This window comes from Nostoc sp., from assembly GCF_036917675.1.
Taxonomy (GTDB): Bacteria; Cyanobacteriota; Cyanobacteriia; order Cyanobacteriales; family Nostocaceae; genus Nostoc.
Genome location: NZ_JBALCT010000074.1, coordinates 280,346 through 298,642, shown reverse-complemented (window position 1 = coordinate 298,642; position 18,297 = coordinate 280,346). Strand labels below are relative to the sequence as shown.

The following is an 18,297-nucleotide window of genomic DNA, read 5'->3' as shown; positions in this document are numbered from 1 at the left end:
ACACTATTAAATGCTGGATTTTCAGAAAATAAGGCTAAAATCTCAACCTGAAATTTTTTCCTGAGAATTCAGATCATCTGGAAAAGCCCAGAAAAAACCTAACCTCCTTCCCGACGCTCTCTCTAAGGGGGAAAATTTTTCAAGTACAGATTTTTTATTCTGATGTTTTTGTTACAATTATTAAAATTTTTAGTTAAAAATACCACTATGGCTTTATATGCTGAATTACATAGACACCTGGGCGGTTCCGTCGTACCGCGAGTTTTATGGCGATATTTTGAGCGACATTCTTCAGAGTTGATTTCCCGATTTGCTGACTATTCAGAATTTGAAGATTTTTATACCCGCCCACGCAACACCCTAGATGAGTATCTAGAATTACATACCTTGGTAGAAAGTGTGCAAACTGTCGAGACTTTGCCTTACTTTATCTATCGCTTAGTGCGGGGTGCTTACATTTTTGAAAATTTGGCTTATCTGGAACTGCGCTACACCCCCTATTTACGGACACCTGAGCATCTGAATCAATCACAGAGAATTGACAAGATGGCAGAAATTGTGCAAGTAGTCGGACTTGCCAGCCACCAGCCAGAATATCCGATTGTTAGTAGCCAAATTCTCTGTATGCACACGCGCCTACCCTATGAGGTGAACAAGGCGATTGTTGATTTGGCGGCGCAAAATAAGCAGTATATCTGTGCAGTAGATGTAGCGGGGGGTGATAGCTATTATGCCGATCGCATGGAAGAATGGATCAGCCTATATGATTATGCGCGATCGCTGGGCATTAAGACCACGGGACATCTATATGAAACCACCGCCGGTTGTTATCCAGAACTTTTACCTTATTTGATGCGGATTGGTCACGGCATTCAAATTCCCCTACTGTATCCAGAGTTACTTAATGATGTGGCTAAACGCGGACAATGTTTAGAGGTTTGTCCGACAACTTACCTAAAAACTGGTACTTTGCAGGATATACGTCAACTTAAATTAGTTTTTGATCGTTGTTTTGATGCTGGGGTAGATATCGCTATTTGTACTGACAATGCTGGATTACACAATATGCGTCTACCGTTTGAGTATGAAAATCTCTTGACTTACAACATTATTAGTTTTGAACAACTACAAGCTTGTCAAGATGCCGCTTTCCGTCATGCTTTTGCTTGGCCTTACAGTCAGCCTCCTGCATCACTGTTGAACGGTTTGCTGAAACCTGAACCAACTAAAGTTTTAGCAACAAAGGATAGTAATTAACGACCACCTAAAGATAAGCAGAAAGTCAGATGATTTAATGTTAATTAATGTTGCAACAAGTATTTTTTTTTGAAGCTGTAGTGAAAGTTGTAATGCACAATAGATATCTTGCAAAAATCAATGTTTGAGAAATCAAAGCACAGATGCACACAGATAATTCATCAATGTTTATTGCGTGAATTTTGAATTGATTTCTCCCCCCACTTCTCTTGTTACCGGAAGCTATAAACTAGAATTTATGGCATCTACTATTCAAGCTCTACCGACAGAAGTTGTATATCTCATTACAGCTGGAGAGGTCATCGACTCTTTAGCTTCTGTGGTGCGGGAATTGGTAGAAAATTCCCTCGACGCAGGTGCAATGCGAATTGTGGTTTCTCTATGGCCGCAGCAATGGCGAATTCGTGTGGCAGATAATGGTTGTGGAATGAACCTAGATGATTTGGAACAAGCAGCCACAGCCCACAGCACCAGTAAAATTCGCTCTAGTGCCGATTTATGGAAAATAAATAGTTTAGGGTTTCGTGGTGAGGCGTTGCACAGTTTGACGACTCTGGCAGATTTGGAAATTTTGAGTCGTCCTGTGAGTGGAAAATTAGGATGGCGGATTAGCTATGGCAATGGTGGGGAAGTTGGGGAAGTTGAAGTAACTGCGATCGCACCTGGTACAGTGGTTACAGTTTCGCATCTTTTCGGTAATTGCTCATCTCGTCGTCAGGGATTACCCACAACAGCACAGCAAATGAAAGCCGTGCAAGCCACAATTCAACAAATCGCCCTATGTCATCCCCACGTCACCTGGCAGATTTGGCAAAATGATCGTCAATGGTTCACCATCTGTCCCGCCACCACAACAGGGCAACTGCTACCGCAGATTTTACCGCAAGTGCGACAAGGTGACTTGCAAGAAGTGAAATTAGAAATACCCAATCCTCCAAACTCCTATACAGAAGACGCGATGAATCGCGTCTCTACTCCAGACTCTTGTACAGACGCGATTCATCGCGTCTCTGCCCACTCCTCACTAAACTTAGTGGTAGGATTACCCGATCGCACTCATCGTCATCGTCCAGATTGGGTACGTGTAGCCATTAACGGACGGATGGTTAAGACACCGGAACTAGAGCAAACGATATTATCAGCATTTCATAGAACATTACCACGCGATCGCTATCCAATTTGTTTCTTACATCTTGCCATTTCTCCCGATCAAATTAACTGGAATCGCAATCCAGCAAAAACAGAAATTTACCTCAACGAAATCATTTATTGGCAAGAGCAAATTACCCAAGCAATTAACCAAGCACTCAGCATCTCTTCTACCAATCTTAAAGAAGCTGTCCATACAACACGAGTTAGTAAATTACTCAAAGCCGCAGAAGCCAAAGGCGGCTACAATTTCAATCCTCAAAATCCCAACCCTTGTACAGACGCGATTCATCGCGTCTCTCCTAACTCTTTAAAAGCTGTCGCTCAAGTTAGCAACACCTATATTGTGGCGGAACATTCAGGTGGAATGTGGTTAGTAGAACAGCACATTGCCCATGAGCGAGTTTTGTATGAGCAATTATGCGATGATTGGCAACTAGTTTCTGTTGAACCGCCAATCATTCTTTATCAATTGTCGCCAGCGCAAGTATCGCAACTCCAACGCATCGGTTTAGATATAGAACCCTTTGGCGAACAACTTTGGGCAGTCCGAAACATCCCTGCACCTTTGCAACAGCGAGACGACTGTGCAGAAGCAATTTTAGAACTTAGTTGGGGAGGCGACTTACAAACAGCCCAAGTAGCTGTAGCCTGTCGCAGTGCCATTCGTAACGGTACACCCATGAACCACCAAGAAATGCAAACACTTTTAGATAATTGGCAACGCACTCGCAACCCTCGCACCTGTCCCCACGGACGCCCAATTTATCTATCCTTAGAAGAATCAGCTTTAGCCCGGTTTTTCCGGCGTAATTGGGTAATTGGTAAAAGTCATGGAATTTAATGTTTACTAATAAATGGCAAGTATAATTAAATATCTAATTGCTGTTAAATGACTTTTGATTTTAATTAACTTAACTATTAATAATCTGTTCCACCTCAATAGAAATATCTGGAAATGCTAGGGGTTGAATTGTTCCCGCAGTCAATGTCAATTTTGTCGCGTATTCTCCGTCTAAGATTTCTCGAAACACCACTAAATGTAACTTTTTGAGATTAACAACCCAATACTCTAAAATACCTGCTTCTGCGTAGATTTTGCTTTTTCTCTCTAAATCTTTTTCTAAACTGGAGTTAGCATACTCAATCAACCAGAAAATATTTTCTGGATAAGGATGATGCTCTCGATACTCGCGTCCTAAACGTTGGACAATAGCAATATCTGGTTCTGGTTCTGAGTCGTTGGCTAAGGTGATAGGCTTGGCTTGACGTATTGCGGCACGCTTACCTAACAAATCCGTTAGATACTCTGCCGATTGATGACTACAATAAGCATGAGGTTCTCCTTCCGGCGACATTTCGACAATTTCTCCCTTAAGTAGTTCAACTTTGCGATCGCTCAAAATGCCAGCATCAATCATGCGGTGATATTCGTCAATCGTCCACTTAGCAACAATAACAGTCATCACGATTGATTCCTCCCAATAATTCTTGATATTTTACCATCTTAAACGGACTTCAAAGGAAGCCGCTAGCGCCTCTGTGTCCGTGTAGTCGAGACTTACAAAAGAAGGTGCAATCTAATTGCTAGAAAGTGTATTAAGTTTTACTTAATCGAACCAGTTGTTAGTTGAATTAAGAATTAAGTTGCTAACAAAATCATGCTTAGAGCCAGTTTGTTAGTAATTGATCCTTTCAGATTTTACGCCAATACAAAAACTCCACTTCCTCAAAGTTAGTGGAGCAATTTCTATTAGACTATTAGTAATGAATTATTGCTAATATTGCTATTTTCACTGTACAAGCTAAATTAGTCTAAAGCTTTCTTAAGTTCGTCTTTAATGTTTTCTACAGTGTGACCAACTTGGGCTTCAGCTTGCTTTGCTTGTCCTTCCGCTTTATCTTGTGGATTACCAGTTATTTCGCCCACAACCTCTTGAATTTTTCCTTCAATATTTTTTACAGTAGCTTCTACTCTTTTTTCGGCAGTCATGGTTTTTATTTCCAGCTTGTAGTTGATTAAGCTATTACATAAATTAACAGTAATGTATTCTTTTTGACTTCCATCAACCGATAGAATAATTTGTTAGATTATCTATCTAAAGATAGATACGATACGCTACAGGAGTATGTTTTAAAAAAATATTAATATATAGCAATCATATCTGAATTGGTGAAAATTCGCATTAGACATCTCCGACAACTTTTACGAAGTTGGGGATCTAACTTTTCACGAATGATTTAGGATTGCTATATAGTTGCTGAGGCGCAGTAGTTTAAGCTTTAACCTTAGCTTTTGACCAAACGCCGTTTTCATCTTCATCATATTGCTGGTGAACAGTCTCCCAAGCAGCTTGTTCGGCTGTGAACTCGTCATTTTTCTCATTGAAGACAGTATTATAGCGCTCAATGAATGTACTCTGAGCTTCATCAGAAAGATGAGCGCGAACCTCAGGAGACAAGTCCTCTGGACTGTTGCACTGTCCAGGACAAGGGCGAGCAAAAGTTTTTTCAATCGTGTGAATTTCTTCGGCACCAGCACTTTCGAGCAGCAATTGAAATTCGCCAGCGCGATCGCTCGGAACTTCTGCCATTAATAAGAACTCGCCAGCTTGTAAGCGGGTTTGGTAGATAGTCGCTTTATCTTCTGGCATCCCCAAAGTAGTCAGAACCGATACTAGACCAGCACCTGCACTACCTGCGATCGCACCACTGGCAGCCCCCAGCAACACTGCACCTATAGGCCCTGCTGCTACAATTGAGCCGACAAAGGGAATAAACAATACGCCTACACCCGTGAGCAAGCTGAGAAAGGAACCAAACAAGGAACCAAAAACTGCCCCTGTTCTCAAACCTCCCAGAATCACGTCTTTTTTACTAATAAAGCCAGCAATTCTCGTTTCTGACTGGAAGTTTCTGCCCATGACCGAAATATGATCTCTAGGCACACCCCTATCTAGTAAACGTCGAATCACATCATCAATTTGCTTCTGTTCTTTAAATACAGCAGAGATAGTACGTTCTGCTTTATATACTTCTGGCACTTAAATACTCCTTGTATTATGTTGTTTTTGCAATGAATATGGTGTATAGGTAGATGCAGGCAGATTAATCCATTTCACACCAATTGAGGGAGGATTGATTCCTCCCTCAACTGGTTTGACTAATCAGCCATCTTCAACTCAGGCATTATGAGCTACACACCTACAGGAGTCTTAGCCCCTGCTGCTGGCTGTTTCCCATCTGGGTCTAATGCTTCCCCTTCAATAAATGAACGCAGCATCCAACCTATCTGCTCATGCTGTTCCAGCAGTCCAGTTAAAAAGTCAGCAGTTCCCTGATCGTGGAACTTTTCACCAGACTGATCAACATGGTCTCTCAAGTTACGAATAACCTGCTCGTGATCATGGACTAGATTAGCTACCATCCCTGTTGCTGTAGGAACATTACCAGCATGTTCCTTGAGGGTAGCAAGCTTGAGAAATCCTTCCAATGTCCCAACTGGGAAACCGCCCAAAGTACGAACCCGCTCTGCTAAGGCATCAATATTCAGAGTCAGCTTTTGGTAGTGTTCTTCCCACAGCTGGTGCAAAGAGCGGAACTGAGGGCCAACGACATCCCAGTGATACTTTTTGGTTTTCACCAACAGTACATAGGCATCTGCCAAATCTTGATTCAACAGATTAATTACACCTTGACGTTGTTCTTCTGTCAAACCAATGTTTATCGCACGCATTGTTTTCCATCCCTAAGCAAACTTATTCACTATCTTCTCAAATTTCATATACATTCCACATCAACCAAAGGAAATATTGTGATCTGAAATTAATGACTATATTCCGAATTCTGTCTATGCCTTAATAGGTAGTATTAAGCCAAGAATCTAATAATTAGCAAACTTTATTGATTTTTAAGATCCAAAAATAAAAATATTAAATATAATAATAGTTAATCAAAACATCTGTCATGAAAACTATCTAAACGCAGTTTCCCTAAAAATACTCAGTATGAACATAATTTTATAGTTGATTTAATTTGCCATATTAATATTAGTAATGGGTAACTGCTTTTACGCAATCACCCATTACTACCGAAAAATTACCAACGTATTAATTTTGTTACCTACCTGTAACTTTCTCTAACACATTCTTTATATTTTCTTCCACAGAGGTTGAACCCTGTGAATTTTCAGGACGCTTCTGCTTGTCAATATCAGCATCTCCCTGAACCTCATTGAGTCCTTTGTTTGACTCCTTTTGAACCTTTTCCAATCCTTGTGGTGGTTCTTTAGCAGCTTCGTCAGTTTTGCGCTGAATGTCAAGTAATTGTGTAGTACCTTCGGTAGGGTCACTTTGGTAGCTATCGATCGCAAAAGCAGGAAAAGCATTAGATAACAGTAGTAAGGCGCAAGTAAAAGCTACAACTAGAAAACGTACTGGACTTAAGATAGACAAAACAGAAGCAATAATTTTCATTTGAAATCCTCGATAACAGTTTTAACAACGCAGAACTTTCATTAAAAGAGCGGAAGCTGATAACTTTATTTGGGGCAAACTTGAGCAATAATAAAATTAACAAGCTACGCTTCAATCTGGAAGTTATTGATAAACGAACCTGACGAAGAAATTGCCTTTGTATTTTTGTATCGGATTAGTCAGATATAATAATCAAATACCACCTTAATTCTTTAACAAAAGAATTACATTTCATACTGACATTCTTCTTTTCCGGTTCCCTGTTTCTACTTTTACTCTGAAAACGCCAACGTCTGCATCAATCTCTAGAATGAAATTTTCTAAATCTTTAGTTGCATTAAAATCAGTCTCTAGATATATCGACTTGATATAGTTGTGGCAGCTTAATCGCTCTACTTTTGATGTTCAGTTAACTCGACTTTATCCAATCAAAGGACTTTGGTGACTATGCACCTTATGGACTGTTTGTAAAGGATGAATTTATATAAAAATCCTCCCTTTTTAATGCAGGAAAATAAATCTTTTCTTTAAAATTGATAAGTCTGCCTTATTACCTCTTCTATTGAACTTACACGATGGAACATTTCTATTAATTCGTGGGATCTTGTTTTTCGGTTCGCTAGCAGCACTTTTAGTGGTGTTAAATACTGAACATCGGGATCATCTTCCAAAGCAACTTCGGCTGCTTGCAAGACTTTTGTCGCATTGCCAAAAATATCCTCATTGTCAAACCCTTCTTTTGCAGAAAGTTGATGTAATGCGGCATCGGGTACAGTTGCTCTACCCAGCAAGGTTTCATCTAACACCAAACCTTTCAATAATGCCAGCAAAGCCGCATAGATGAAAAAATCATCACAACTATCACAAGCCTTAAATTCAATGCGTCCTACTTCAGCCGGAATCCGGGCGATTTTTGTCAAGGAAGGTATACTATTAATCAGTTGTTCCTGTTCCTGAATAAAAACCAAGGCTGCTGGTCTTTTTCCGGTTCTGATAAACGTTCGTACCGATAGCCCATCCCATAAAGCTCCCATATAAAAAGGGGAACTATAACTAAAAGGGACGATATAGGGACTGTAATAAGTTAACTTTCTGCCAATATCAATTACATCTTCAGTAGACAACTCTGCCATTGAAATATTTAAATCTGGCCCGTATGTAACCATGTGAATATTAGCAGTTTGTTCGTCAGGATAAGCCTGTAGCTGTTTAATTTCATAATCGTTTAATGGGGGTTGAGGCTCAAAGACCGGATTGTAGGGATTAAAACTGACTAAAACTGGTGATAAATCAAAGTTAGCAGCAACCTCACGTAGTAAGTGAAAACTTTCTGATAATTCAGTAATAGCGCCTTGAATATTAGAATGTATAGTTGTTCTAATTTCAATACCTTTAGCATGACAGTCTATCACTTCATCGGAATCTGCAAATCTTTCAAATCCCTCAATGTACCATCTCTTCATCTTAATACCCGCATCGCCGACCCGGAGTTGAGGATAGTCACTGGGGTATGTAGGTAGCCTTTCAATAATTTGATTAAAATCAGCAAATTTTGTGTGGGAAAAATCAGCAAACTTTCCTTCTTTGTTGAGGAAAGCAACTTCATGCTCAATGCCAAACAGAAACATTATGTATACCTTAATTGTTTATTGAAGTAGGTGCGTACCCATTTATGGAGGATAAGTTTAAGTAGAAAAATTCTCAAGATTACTCTCAGATGGATTCTACCCCAAGACCGACTGTTGCGATTTGAAAACTTCTCTGGTTTATCTGCTGCCCCCACTATCTTCATAGTCACTGGGTAGTGTAGCTTAGTAGTGACTGAGGCAAGCTTGAGACGTGAGTTTTATGACAAGTACCGTTCAATCCCCCTACAGCAGCGAACAGATTGCCGCTTGGTTGCGTGGACTGCTCACCATTGCTTGGGCAGATGGTAATTTTGATACTCAAGAACAGGAATTCATTGCCAGTATCACCAAAAATGAATTAGCTCTTGGGATTAAATGGGACTCACTAGAGGTAATTACACCAGAGGAATTAGCCGCAGTGTTGGGTAAAGGTACGCCAACAGCAGAAAATTTTTTAAGGACAGCAGTGATGGTAGCGATCGCAGATGGTACTTATTCTCCCAGTGAAGATCAGGTTTTGCAACAGTTCTGCCAAGCCTTAGAACAGCCACAGAATTTACTAAAAGCCCTTCGCCACACCCTAGAACACCCACAGCAAATTAACTTAACAATCCCCAGCCCTGGACTTACAAAGCGTCAAATTGCTGCACTATGCCCCCTGCGTGACTGGCTGGATGGGCTAGATATCCAAGACCCCAGAGTAGCCCGCTTTTTGTGTAAAATGATTCCCTCCCAGTGTCCCTTTGAGCGGGATGTCACCCTATTTGGACGCAAGATTGTCCATATCCCGCCGATGTGTAAAGTTAACCCGTTGTATGAGCAACTGGTGGGCTTACGTTTCCGCGCCCTCTGCTATCTTGCAGATAAATGCGGTGAAGATGTTTCAGCATATATTTAGTTAAAGTGATAGAGTGAGGAGTTATAATTTTTAACTCCTAATTCCTCACTTCTCACTATTATTAAGTATGCAATTTATCGACCAAGCAGAAATTGAAGTTGAAGCTGGTAAGGGTGGCGATGGTATTGTCGCCTTCCGGCGGGAGAAGTACGTGCCGACTGGTGGACCCTCTGGTGGTAACGGGGGACGAGGCGGTTCGGTAATTTTCGTTGCCGATGAAAATCTGCAAACCTTGTTGGACTTCAGATACAACCATCGCTTTCAGGCAGAAAAAGGTACTCGTGGCGGCCCAAGTAACTGCACTGGAGCCGGAGGAAAGGATTTGATCATCGAAGTTCCCTGCGGTACGACCATTTATGATGCTGGAACTAGGGAATTGTTGGGGGATTTAATTGAGCCAAAGCAGACTTTGCGGATTGCCCAAGGTGGTAAAGGTGGACTGGGAAATCAGCATTTCTTAAGTAACCGTAATCGCGCCCCAGAATACGCCCTCCCAGGATTACCAGGAGAAATAAAGCAGCTGCGCCTGGAGTTAAAACTTTTGGCAGAAGTAGGGATTATTGGCTTACCAAATGCTGGTAAATCCACTCTAATCTCATCTTTATCATCTGCACGTCCAAAAATCGCAGACTATCCTTTCACTACCCTGATCCCAAATTTGGGTGTAGTGCGGAAACCTACTGGCGATGGTACTGTTTTCGCCGATATTCCCGGACTAATTGCGGGAGCAGCCCACGGAGCAGGGCTGGGACATGATTTCTTGCGCCATATCGAGCGCACGCGAGTGCTACTTCACTTGATTGATGCCACTAGTGATGATGTGGTTAGGGATTATAACATAATTAAGCAAGAATTACAAGCTTATGGACAGGGTTTAGCAGAACGTCCGCAAATTTTGGCGCTGAATAAAATTGATGCAGTTGATCGGGAAACTGTCGATTTGGAGGCGTTAGCTACCCAACTTAACCATCTCTCCTACGCCCCGGTTTTTGTGATTTCAGCCGTTACCCGCACCGGGTTAGAACCGATGTTACAGGAAATTTGGGGAATTCTTGATCAAATGAAGGTTGCCCAAGAAGTGGAGGTAGTTAGGTAATTACTAATTCGTAATTCGTAATTACTAATTCCAGAAGGTAAGTAGCTATCGGCAGCAGAAATACTTTGTTTTTACTCATAGTTAGGACTTACGCATTGACAGGAAAGACCAAGTTATAGATGATTTGAAAAACTAGATCTGTCGTAGGGGCAATTCATTAATTGCCCCTACTGCGCGGGTCTATTTACTATCAAAGAATGATTCATAAAAATCTGAAACTACGTATTTACGTTGATACACAACATAATTTTTTTGTACAGTGCGTAAGTCTTAATGATATGAAAGCTCTTAAAATTACGAATTACGAATTACGAATTATGTTGAATCAGAGGAATTTTAATCACAAACTCAGCGCCTTGTCCTGGCTGTGAAATACATTCTAAGCAACCGCCATGTCTTTCTGTAATGATCTGGTAGCTGATGGCAAGCCCCATACCCGTGCCTTTGCCGATGGGCTTGGTGGTAAAGAAGGGGTTAAATAGTTGTTTCTTAACATCTTCTGGTATTCCCAATCCATTGTCAGTAATCCTAATTGTTACCTGATTTGGCTCTTGTAATTGGGTGCAAATGCGAATTGTCGAAATTGGGCATTGATTATTCTCCTTGTCCCTCTCATCCCGACTCCCCACTCCCTCTTCTAAAGCATCGATCGCATTTGACAAAATATTCATGAATACTTGGTTTAGCTGCCCAGCGTAACATTCAACCAGGGGTATTTTCCCGTATTCTTTGATTATTTCAATTGTCGGGCGCTGGTCATTACCCCTGAAGCGGCTTTGCAAAATCATCAGAGTACTGTCGATTCCTTCATGGATATTAACAGCTTTCATTTCAGCTTCATCCAAGCGCGAAAAAGTTCGCAAGGAAAGCACAATCTCCCGAATGCGATCTGCCCCAACTTTCATTGAGTTGATTGTTTGTGGCAAATCTGATTTTAAAAAGTCCAGTTCGATTAGTTCTGCAAAATCCTCAATTTCTGGCACAGCTTGGGGATAATGACTTTGGTAAAGTTGCAAAAGTGAAAGTAAATCTTGGGTGTATTCCTTAGTAGGGCTGAGGTTGCCATAGATAAAATTCACCGGGTTATTGATTTCGTGTGCCACTCCTGCGACTAGTTGACCCAAGCTGGACATCTTTTCACTTTGAATTAAGTGAGTCTGGGTGCGTTGAAGTTCGCGGAGTGTTTCTTTGAGTTCTTGGGCTTGTTGTCGTAGTTGCGCTTCCGACTTGAGCAGGGCTTCCTTAGCTTGTTTGCGTTCTGTGATGTCTCTAAGAACAGCTACCTGACAAAAAGGCTCTCCTGTTTCAGGATGTTTAACCATAAATAGGCTGCAATCAGTGGGAATTTCTATCCCCGTTTGAAAATGCCTATGGCGAAACTCGCCTTGCCAAAAACCATGTTGAGACATCAAAGGAGTAATTTGCTGGATGAATTCTGCAAAAGCTTCTGGTGAATAAAAATCAAGCAAGGATTTGGTTTTGGCTGCTTCCAGGCTCCTAAGTCCCACCAGCTTGAGTCCGCCAGGGTTCACATACAGAACTTGCCCTTCCATTGAAGCAATGCCAATAAAGTCGCTGCTGTTTTCAATCAACGCTACAAATTTTTGCTGTTCCTCTTCAGATCGTTTGCGTTCTGTGATGTCCAGCACCATTGAGGCAACGCCAATCACTTGGCCATCAGGAGCCACTAACGGGTTGTTATACCACTCACAGACTATCGTTCTACCATCTTTAGTGACGTTCTCGTTGACACTAAAACTTCCTCCACGTTGGGTTAACAGGGCGGTGATAATCTGATTTACGTGCTTTCTGGCGTTTTCAGGTACTATGATCTCAAAAGGATTCCCCAGCATTTCCTCTGTGGTGTATCCAAAGATTCTTTCTGCTGCCCGATTCCATGTCTGAACCTCAAAGTTGGTATTCCATTCAATAATGGCCAAAGGTGTTTGTTCAATCAGTAACGTCAGTCTTTGCTGTGAAGCCCTGAGTTCCGCTTCTGCTTGCTTGTATTCGGTAATGTCACGAAAATACCAAATTCTACCGTAATAGTCTCCTAAAGGTGATGTCTCACCACAAGCTCCTTGGTATCGCACGGGCGCAGAATAGCGGTCAAAAATCTTTCCAGATTTCAGGAAAATTTCATCCCGGCTGCTTTCCTCTGGATGCTGATAAAGATACTCCACTTTAGTTAGAAATTCGTCTGGATTGATTAGTTGGTCTAGTACCGATCGCACGAGTTGGCGAGCGTCGCGTGTTTGGAGCAGTGCCGCAGGAATTTGCCATAACTTGGAGAATTTTTGATTAAATGATGTAACTGTACGATTTTCATCAATAATTAGAATTCCGTCGATCGCAGCTTCTTGTTGAGCTTGCAGTACAGCATTAGTACGCTGTAGGTCTGACTCTGCTTGCTGGGGTAAGGGAAGCTCGCCGTAGATATCGCGCAGTGTAGCTTGCCGATCGCTAATGTCACATTCAGCCGTTTCACGAGCGATCGCTAATTCTTCGTTTTGTTGGGGCAGTTCTTCTAGGGTTTCCCGAAGTGCCTCGCTCTTTTGCATGAGTTCAGTAGGATCAGTCACACCCAGAACTTTCCCGGCTGCATTCTGTAAAATGATGTCTCGAATACTACCTACCAGAAATTTATTACCAGTCTCATCCTCAAAGCAAGACTTTTTTGTAGAGATAAGATGGGTTATACCCTGAGCATCAGTAAAAAGATCCTGGCTCTCATTAGTAATATTTGCTGTAAAAACCAGTTCATCTTTTTCCCGGAACACATCAGCTTCTGCTTGAGGAAAAAAATTATAGTCTGACTTACCAATTAATTCTTCTCGGCTATGACCGATGAAATCACAGTAAGTATCGTTAAGTAATACCCAGCGATGTTGACGGTCTTTGACAAAAATTGGGTCAGAGATACCATTGATCATCTGATGCAGAAACGCCGGGGAGAAGTTTTGTTTTTGCGCGGGGTTATCTAAGAATTTAGGATGGTTCATACCCGAATTTATCTCTAAAATTGAGCTAAACAGCTTTTATTTAGCTCCGTGTGTGTCACCATGAATAATATTTATTATTCCCAGAATAAATACGGATGCAACAACCAAAGTAATCTCTAACTTTTGGTGTTTCCAGGGGATTGGGGACTGGGGACTAGGAAGATTTTTTCCTCTGCGGGAACAAAGAAGCACTAGCGATCGCTTGGCGTAATTCGTAATTCGTAATTCGTAATTACGTTTTAGCAAGGGTTTCAGACATTACAAATGGGTGGCTTATTTACGCCGTACTGTAACTAGCGATGCCTGGGTTGGGCTATTCGGCGTCGCATTCATCAACTGTAGGGTGGCTTTTTTGAGTAGCATAATTGATATAAGTGCTTAAAAGCCTTGCTTACTGGTAAAAAAACGGAGTTAGACTAGAACCACAGGGTAACAATCAGAAGAATATTATGATGAGCGATCGCGACTACACATTAATCATTGACAAAAGCGGTAGTATGTCCACACCCGACCAAGTAGGTGGTAGAAGTAGATGGGAGATTGCCCAAGAGTCTACTCTCGCTTTGGCAAGAAAGGCCGAACAGTTTGACCCCGATGGCATCACTGTTTACTTGTTTTCCGGCAGATTTAAACGCTACGATGATGTCACCTCAGCCAAAGTCGCACAGATATTTCTCGAAAATGACCCTTCTGGAACGACAAACTTAGCAGGTGTACTCCAGGATGCCCTTAATAACTACTTTCAACGCAAAGCAGCCGGTAAAAGCAAGCCAAATGGAGAGACAATTTTAGTCATCACCGATGGTGAACCAGACGATCGCAAAGCTGTGTTTGAAGTCATCATTCATGCTACTCGCCAGATGGAGCGTGATGAAGAATTAGGAATTTCGATCATTCAAGTAGGTTCAGATGCTCAAGCAACTAAGTTCCTCAAAGCTTTGGATGACCAGTTACAAAGTGTCGGCGCTAAATTTGATATTTGCGATACGGTTACTTTAGACGACTTAGAAGAAATGAGCCTTGTAGATGTATTGACAAACGCAATAACTGACTAATGTGTTGATCACCCATAGTCCAGTAACTCTTTACTATTAATAACTGGAGAATTGAATAATGCTAGAGAATCGTGATTATACCTTGATTATCGACAAAAGCGGCAGTATGGCAACCCAAGATCAAAAGGGCGGTAGAAGTAGATGGGTTGCAGCACAGGAATCTACTTTAGCTTTAGCTAGTAAGTGTGAGCAATTTGACCCAGACGGCATCACTATTTATGTCTTTTCTGGTAAATTTAAGCGATACGAAAATGTCACATCCAGTATAGTAGGGCAAATTTTCCGAGAAAATGATCCCTCTGGTACAACTGACTTGGCGGGTGTCTTAAAACACGCAACTGATGATTACTTACAGCGCAAAGCAGGCGGTCAAACAAAGCCAAATGGTGAAACAATTTTAGTGGTTACTGATGGTGAACCGGACGATCGCAAAGCAGTAATGAGGGTAATTATTGAAGCTTCTCGCCGCATAGATCGAGATGAAGAATTAGCTATTTCCTTTATTCAAGTCGGCACAGATCCGCAAGCTACCCGTTTTCTCAAAGTCTTAGACGATGAACTCCAAAGTGCTGGTGCTAAGTTTGATATTTGTGACACCATTACTATGGAAGACATGGAAGATATGAGTCTATCGGAAGTGCTGCTCAATGCCATTAATGACTAGCTATACCATTTATTAGGAATTGCCAAAATGGATTCCATTGATAAGCTATTAGCTGAACTCCAAACTGAATACAAAGAAGTACAACCACAACAGCAGCAGTCAAAATCAGCCACAGCCAAATCGTTTATTCCATCATCGCCAAAGTCGGCATCTTTTATGGATAACCTTTTGGCAGAAGTTCAGGCTGATTTTGCAGAACAGGATGCTGCTATTGAGTTAAAAAAACAGCAAGAACTAGAACACGAAAGGATTCGACAAGAACAACTCAAAGCCAAACAACTAGAGGCTTTGAAAGTGCAGGCAAAAGAATGGTTAGCTAAAGTAGATCCACTTTCGTCCGAAGGACTTTGGTTTGAAAAGTTTGCTGAAAGTTACTCTTCCAAATTAGAGGCAGCAATTGAATATTTAAGAAGCAATGATTAACAATTCAAAATTCAAACATTTTAGACCTTACGGATAAATCTGCCAACTGAAGTAGGCAAGAATAAATCAAACTATCTTACGCAATGTAAATTTAATGAACTTGGTTCGTAATCGTGGCTTTAGCCCTATTTTAAGGGCTGGAGCCGCTTACTAGAAACCTTTAATTATTCACGCCTACTTATATCATGTCCGCTTGATTGCTTATTAAACCCGAAGAACCCCACCCCGCCAAAGCTACGCTTTGTCTCCCTGCCCCTAATCCCCAGAGGGGGCCCCGAGTTCCCCGCAAGCAAGGAGGGGATTAAGAAATGGGGTGTAATGACTGTGGTTAGCATAACCAATTATGCGGACATGATATTAGTTAGGAATGTGAATTAAATAACATCAAAATATGGTTTTTAACCTCACCCCGCCTTTGACGAAAGTCAAAGTCTCCCCTCTCCTTAATAAGGAGAGGGGTTGGGAGTGAGGTTTTGTATTTTATAAAATCCGTGTTCCTTAGCTCAAATTGTAAGTTAGCAATTATTATTTATTACCTATGCTCAAGATTGATGGCGATGTGTTCGAGCAAAATTTTGAACAGCCCATTCATGCATAGCATAGAGAATTGGTTGTAAAGTTTCTCCTAAAGGTGTCAGAGAATATTCTACTTTTGGTGGAATTTGGGGATAAACTTCTCGATGAATAATGCCGTCTTCCTCCATTTCTCTAAGTTGCTGAGTCAACATCTTTTGCGTAACTCCAGGTAAAGCTCGTTGCAACTCACCAAACCGTTTTACGCCAGTCATTAATTCTCTAATAATCAAAACTTTCCAGCGTCCGCCAATCACCTTTAGGGTAGTTTCTACTTCACAAGTCAGCCTGAGATGGTTTTCTGCTTCAGCTTTCATAGTTTTTTGTAGGAAGAACCTGACTCACGTTTGCTGGGTAGTACTGCTATTTCTCTAATTATTGCTTGTTTTAAGTCTTCTATAACGTAACCGTTCAGGGGTGTATTGGTGCGATCGCTAATTAGGGCGACCAGCAAATGGTAAGCTCAGAGTCATGGAAAACAGGCTATTTTGTCTCCTCCAAGATAAACGAGGTAACTCTGGTTACTAAATACTATGCCTTCAGCACTTCTACTAAATCTTTGCTAGTCCTTGCAAAACAACCTGATATCGTGCCTCAACATCCTCTCGATCCAGTTTCTCGAATAAATTTTCACTGCCACGTCTAATCATATTGGCATGACGTAGTAGCGCCGCGTAGTTGTTTTTGTCAAGTGTGTACTCAGCAATAATTGCGATCGCCTCCAGCAAGCGGATTGTGACTGCTACCTCTTGTCGCCCGTACTGTCGAATCTGGTGAAAGGCATCATCAACTAGTCCTGCAAACGTCACCGGGTTGGCAATTAAACGGAGCTGATCATTGTCATCGTACCAGTAGGGGGATGGGAGCTCTCTTTGGGTCAAACGGCATAGGGCTACACAAAGCTGGTCAATACACCGAATTGCCGTGAATGGGTCGTTAACGGCAGGGGAAATCGCCCGAATGGCAATCTCCACCAGTTGCTTAATGGAGAATTCCACATCTTGGAACGCAGTGCGTTCTCTACCCAAAATGAATGCCTGATTGATCTCCTTTGTGAGTTTTTGATTCCCCCGTTCAAAAGGAAAAACCCTGATCAGCTTGCTACCTCGCACGATAAACTTGCCTGGGCGGTGCTTTAAATGCAACAGAAGGTCTTTCGACTTAGCAATATTCATCAAGCGGTCGTAATCAATTGCCCGAATATAACCGCTACCAGTCGCCAAGATTGGATAGGCTTGTTGCTCGAAACCCGTTGTGATTTCCTCAACAAGTTGCCGCTTGTGTTCGAGGTGACTATATCCCAGATTTTCAGAGAATACATAATCAATATTAGATTCCAATTCATCACTAATCTCCCTGATAATGTGCCATGCATGAATTGAGGTTGAGGCGTGGTGGATGAAGTAAATTAATACAAGAATACTAGCGATCGCCAGCAGGATGGCAACAGTGATTGAAATTTTCGGTACAAATGGTTGCTGTGCATCAGTATGAATAGTCCGTAGCACGAGCAAACAGTAGATAAACGTAGCAATAAACGTGCCGAGTACGAACTTAAATCTTGTGTCCTGCATAAAATTTCGCAGCACTCGTGGCCCGAACTGTTGAGAAGCGAGCGTCAGAGCAACGAGGGTGACTGAGAAGACAGTACCAGCTACGGTAATCATTGAACTAGCAATGGTTGAAAGCAGAGTTAGCGCACTATCCGCTCCGCCAGTGTAAATCTTCAAGCCCGACTTTTCCATTACTCCTGACTTGCCTGTTGAGTCAAGTGTGAGCATAAAGAACGCTAGTGCGATCGCTGCACCTGTGATCAGTAATGGCACAAACCAGTAGCTAGAGCGCAGCCCTTCCCGAAGTTTGATCCGGTTATATTTTTTCATCCATAGTTCGTATATAAGACTTGGGGCGTTGCCGTCTTAAGTACTATATAGCAGTCGCCAAAGCCGTTAGGACAGTTCGCGGGAAACGCGCCTTCAAGAGCGTATTTTGTGATTTTATTGCTGTCCTAAGCTCCATGTCCGTTGCTATATATGTAAAATTATTTACATTTACACTAATATCATGTCCGCTTGAT

At 41.7% G+C, this 18,297-nt stretch carries 17 protein-coding genes; 7 read left to right on the top strand and 10 right to left on the bottom strand.

Annotation, left to right across the window (positions count from 1 at the left end):
• Positions 1–207: 207 nt before the first annotated feature.
• On the top strand, positions 208–1,257 hold the full coding sequence (locus tag V7K31_RS30890) for an adenosine deaminase (protein ID WP_335100238.1): 1,050 nt from the start codon (positions 208–210) through the stop codon (positions 1,255–1,257).
• A gap of 238 nt (positions 1,258–1,495) precedes the next feature.
• Complete coding sequence (mutL, locus tag V7K31_RS30885; protein WP_335100236.1) at positions 1,496–3,250, top strand: DNA mismatch repair endonuclease MutL; 1,755 nt, start codon at positions 1,496–1,498, stop codon at positions 3,248–3,250.
• A 70-nt stretch (positions 3,251–3,320) separates the two neighbouring features.
• On the opposite strand, the gene V7K31_RS30880 is transcribed toward mutL, so the two are convergent.
• The 6 genes from V7K31_RS30880 to V7K31_RS30855 all read right to left on the bottom strand — a co-directional run bounded on the left by V7K31_RS30880 (position 3,321) and on the right by V7K31_RS30855 (position 8,509).
• Complete coding sequence (locus V7K31_RS30880) at positions 3,321–3,872, bottom strand: Uma2 family endonuclease (protein ID WP_335100563.1); 552 nt, start codon at positions 3,870–3,872, stop codon at positions 3,321–3,323.
• A gap of 344 nt (positions 3,873–4,216) precedes the next feature.
• Positions 4,217–4,399, bottom strand: coding sequence for a CsbD family protein (locus V7K31_RS30875; protein ID WP_335100234.1), 183 nt, complete (start codon positions 4,397–4,399; stop codon positions 4,217–4,219).
• Positions 4,400–4,682: 283 nt separating this feature from the next.
• On the bottom strand, positions 4,683–5,450 hold the full coding sequence (locus V7K31_RS30870; RefSeq protein WP_335100232.1) for a ChaB family protein: 768 nt from the start codon (positions 5,448–5,450) through the stop codon (positions 4,683–4,685).
• A 152-nt stretch (positions 5,451–5,602) separates the two neighbouring features.
• Entirely contained in the window at positions 5,603–6,142 is a 540-nt protein-coding gene (locus V7K31_RS30865) for a Dps family protein (RefSeq protein WP_335100230.1), read from the bottom strand.
• Positions 6,143–6,524: 382 nt separating this feature from the next.
• Positions 6,525–6,881 carry a hypothetical protein gene (locus V7K31_RS30860; RefSeq protein WP_335100228.1) on the bottom strand — a complete coding sequence of 119 codons (357 nt, stop codon included), beginning with the start codon at positions 6,879–6,881 and terminating at the stop codon, positions 6,525–6,527.
• A 527-nt stretch (positions 6,882–7,408) separates the two neighbouring features.
• The gene (locus V7K31_RS30855) at positions 7,409–8,509 is read right to left on the bottom strand and encodes a glutamate--cysteine ligase (RefSeq protein WP_335100226.1); all 1,101 of its coding nucleotides are present in this window, start codon (positions 8,507–8,509) and stop codon (positions 7,409–7,411) included.
• A 220-nt stretch (positions 8,510–8,729) separates the two neighbouring features.
• Between V7K31_RS30855 and V7K31_RS30850 the strand changes: the two genes are divergently transcribed.
• The gene (locus tag V7K31_RS30850; RefSeq protein WP_335100224.1) at positions 8,730–9,407 is read left to right on the top strand and encodes a Mo-dependent nitrogenase C-terminal domain-containing protein; all 678 of its coding nucleotides are present in this window, start codon (positions 8,730–8,732) and stop codon (positions 9,405–9,407) included.
• Between the two features lie 67 nt (positions 9,408–9,474).
• Positions 9,475–10,503, top strand: coding sequence for a GTPase ObgE (gene obgE, locus V7K31_RS30845; protein ID WP_335100222.1), 1,029 nt, complete (start codon positions 9,475–9,477; stop codon positions 10,501–10,503).
• 308 nt (positions 10,504–10,811) lie between these two features.
• On the opposite strand, the gene V7K31_RS30840 is transcribed toward obgE, so the two are convergent.
• Positions 10,812–13,505, bottom strand: a complete 2,694-nt coding sequence (locus V7K31_RS30840; RefSeq protein WP_335100220.1) for a PAS domain S-box protein — start codon at positions 13,503–13,505, stop codon at positions 10,812–10,814.
• A gap of 449 nt (positions 13,506–13,954) precedes the next feature.
• Here V7K31_RS30840 and V7K31_RS30835 point away from each other — a divergent pair, with 449 nt between their 5' ends.
• From V7K31_RS30835 to V7K31_RS30825, 3 genes are read left to right on the top strand one after another with little or no spacing between them, the layout of a single operon-like run.
• Positions 13,955–14,560 carry a vWA domain-containing protein gene (locus V7K31_RS30835; RefSeq protein ID WP_273764635.1) on the top strand — a complete coding sequence of 202 codons (606 nt, stop codon included), beginning with the start codon at positions 13,955–13,957 and terminating at the stop codon, positions 14,558–14,560.
• Between the two features lie 58 nt (positions 14,561–14,618).
• Positions 14,619–15,224 (top strand): vWA domain-containing protein, encoded by a 606-nt coding sequence (locus V7K31_RS30830; RefSeq protein ID WP_335100218.1) that lies wholly within the window; start codon positions 14,619–14,621, stop codon positions 15,222–15,224.
• Between the two features lie 27 nt (positions 15,225–15,251).
• A complete protein-coding gene (locus tag V7K31_RS30825) occupies positions 15,252–15,647 on the top strand; it encodes a salt stress protein, Slr1339 family (RefSeq protein ID WP_335100216.1) in 396 nt (131 codons plus the stop codon).
• A gap of 542 nt (positions 15,648–16,189) precedes the next feature.
• On the opposite strand, the gene V7K31_RS30820 is transcribed toward V7K31_RS30825, so the two are convergent.
• The 3 genes from V7K31_RS30820 to V7K31_RS30810 all read right to left on the bottom strand — a co-directional run bounded on the left by V7K31_RS30820 (position 16,190) and on the right by V7K31_RS30810 (position 18,103).
• Positions 16,190–16,537 (bottom strand): winged helix-turn-helix transcriptional regulator, encoded by a 348-nt coding sequence (locus tag V7K31_RS30820; protein ID WP_335100214.1) that lies wholly within the window; start codon positions 16,535–16,537, stop codon positions 16,190–16,192.
• Positions 16,534–16,674, bottom strand: coding sequence for a hypothetical protein (locus tag V7K31_RS30815; protein WP_335100212.1), 141 nt, complete (start codon positions 16,672–16,674; stop codon positions 16,534–16,536). The genes V7K31_RS30820 and V7K31_RS30815 overlap by 4 nt, the downstream gene beginning before the upstream one ends.
• Positions 16,675–16,771: 97 nt before the next feature.
• Positions 16,772–18,103 carry a DUF2254 domain-containing protein gene (locus V7K31_RS30810; protein ID WP_335100210.1) on the bottom strand — a complete coding sequence of 444 codons (1,332 nt, stop codon included), beginning with the start codon at positions 18,101–18,103 and terminating at the stop codon, positions 16,772–16,774.
• Positions 18,104–18,297: the final 194 nt, after the last annotated feature.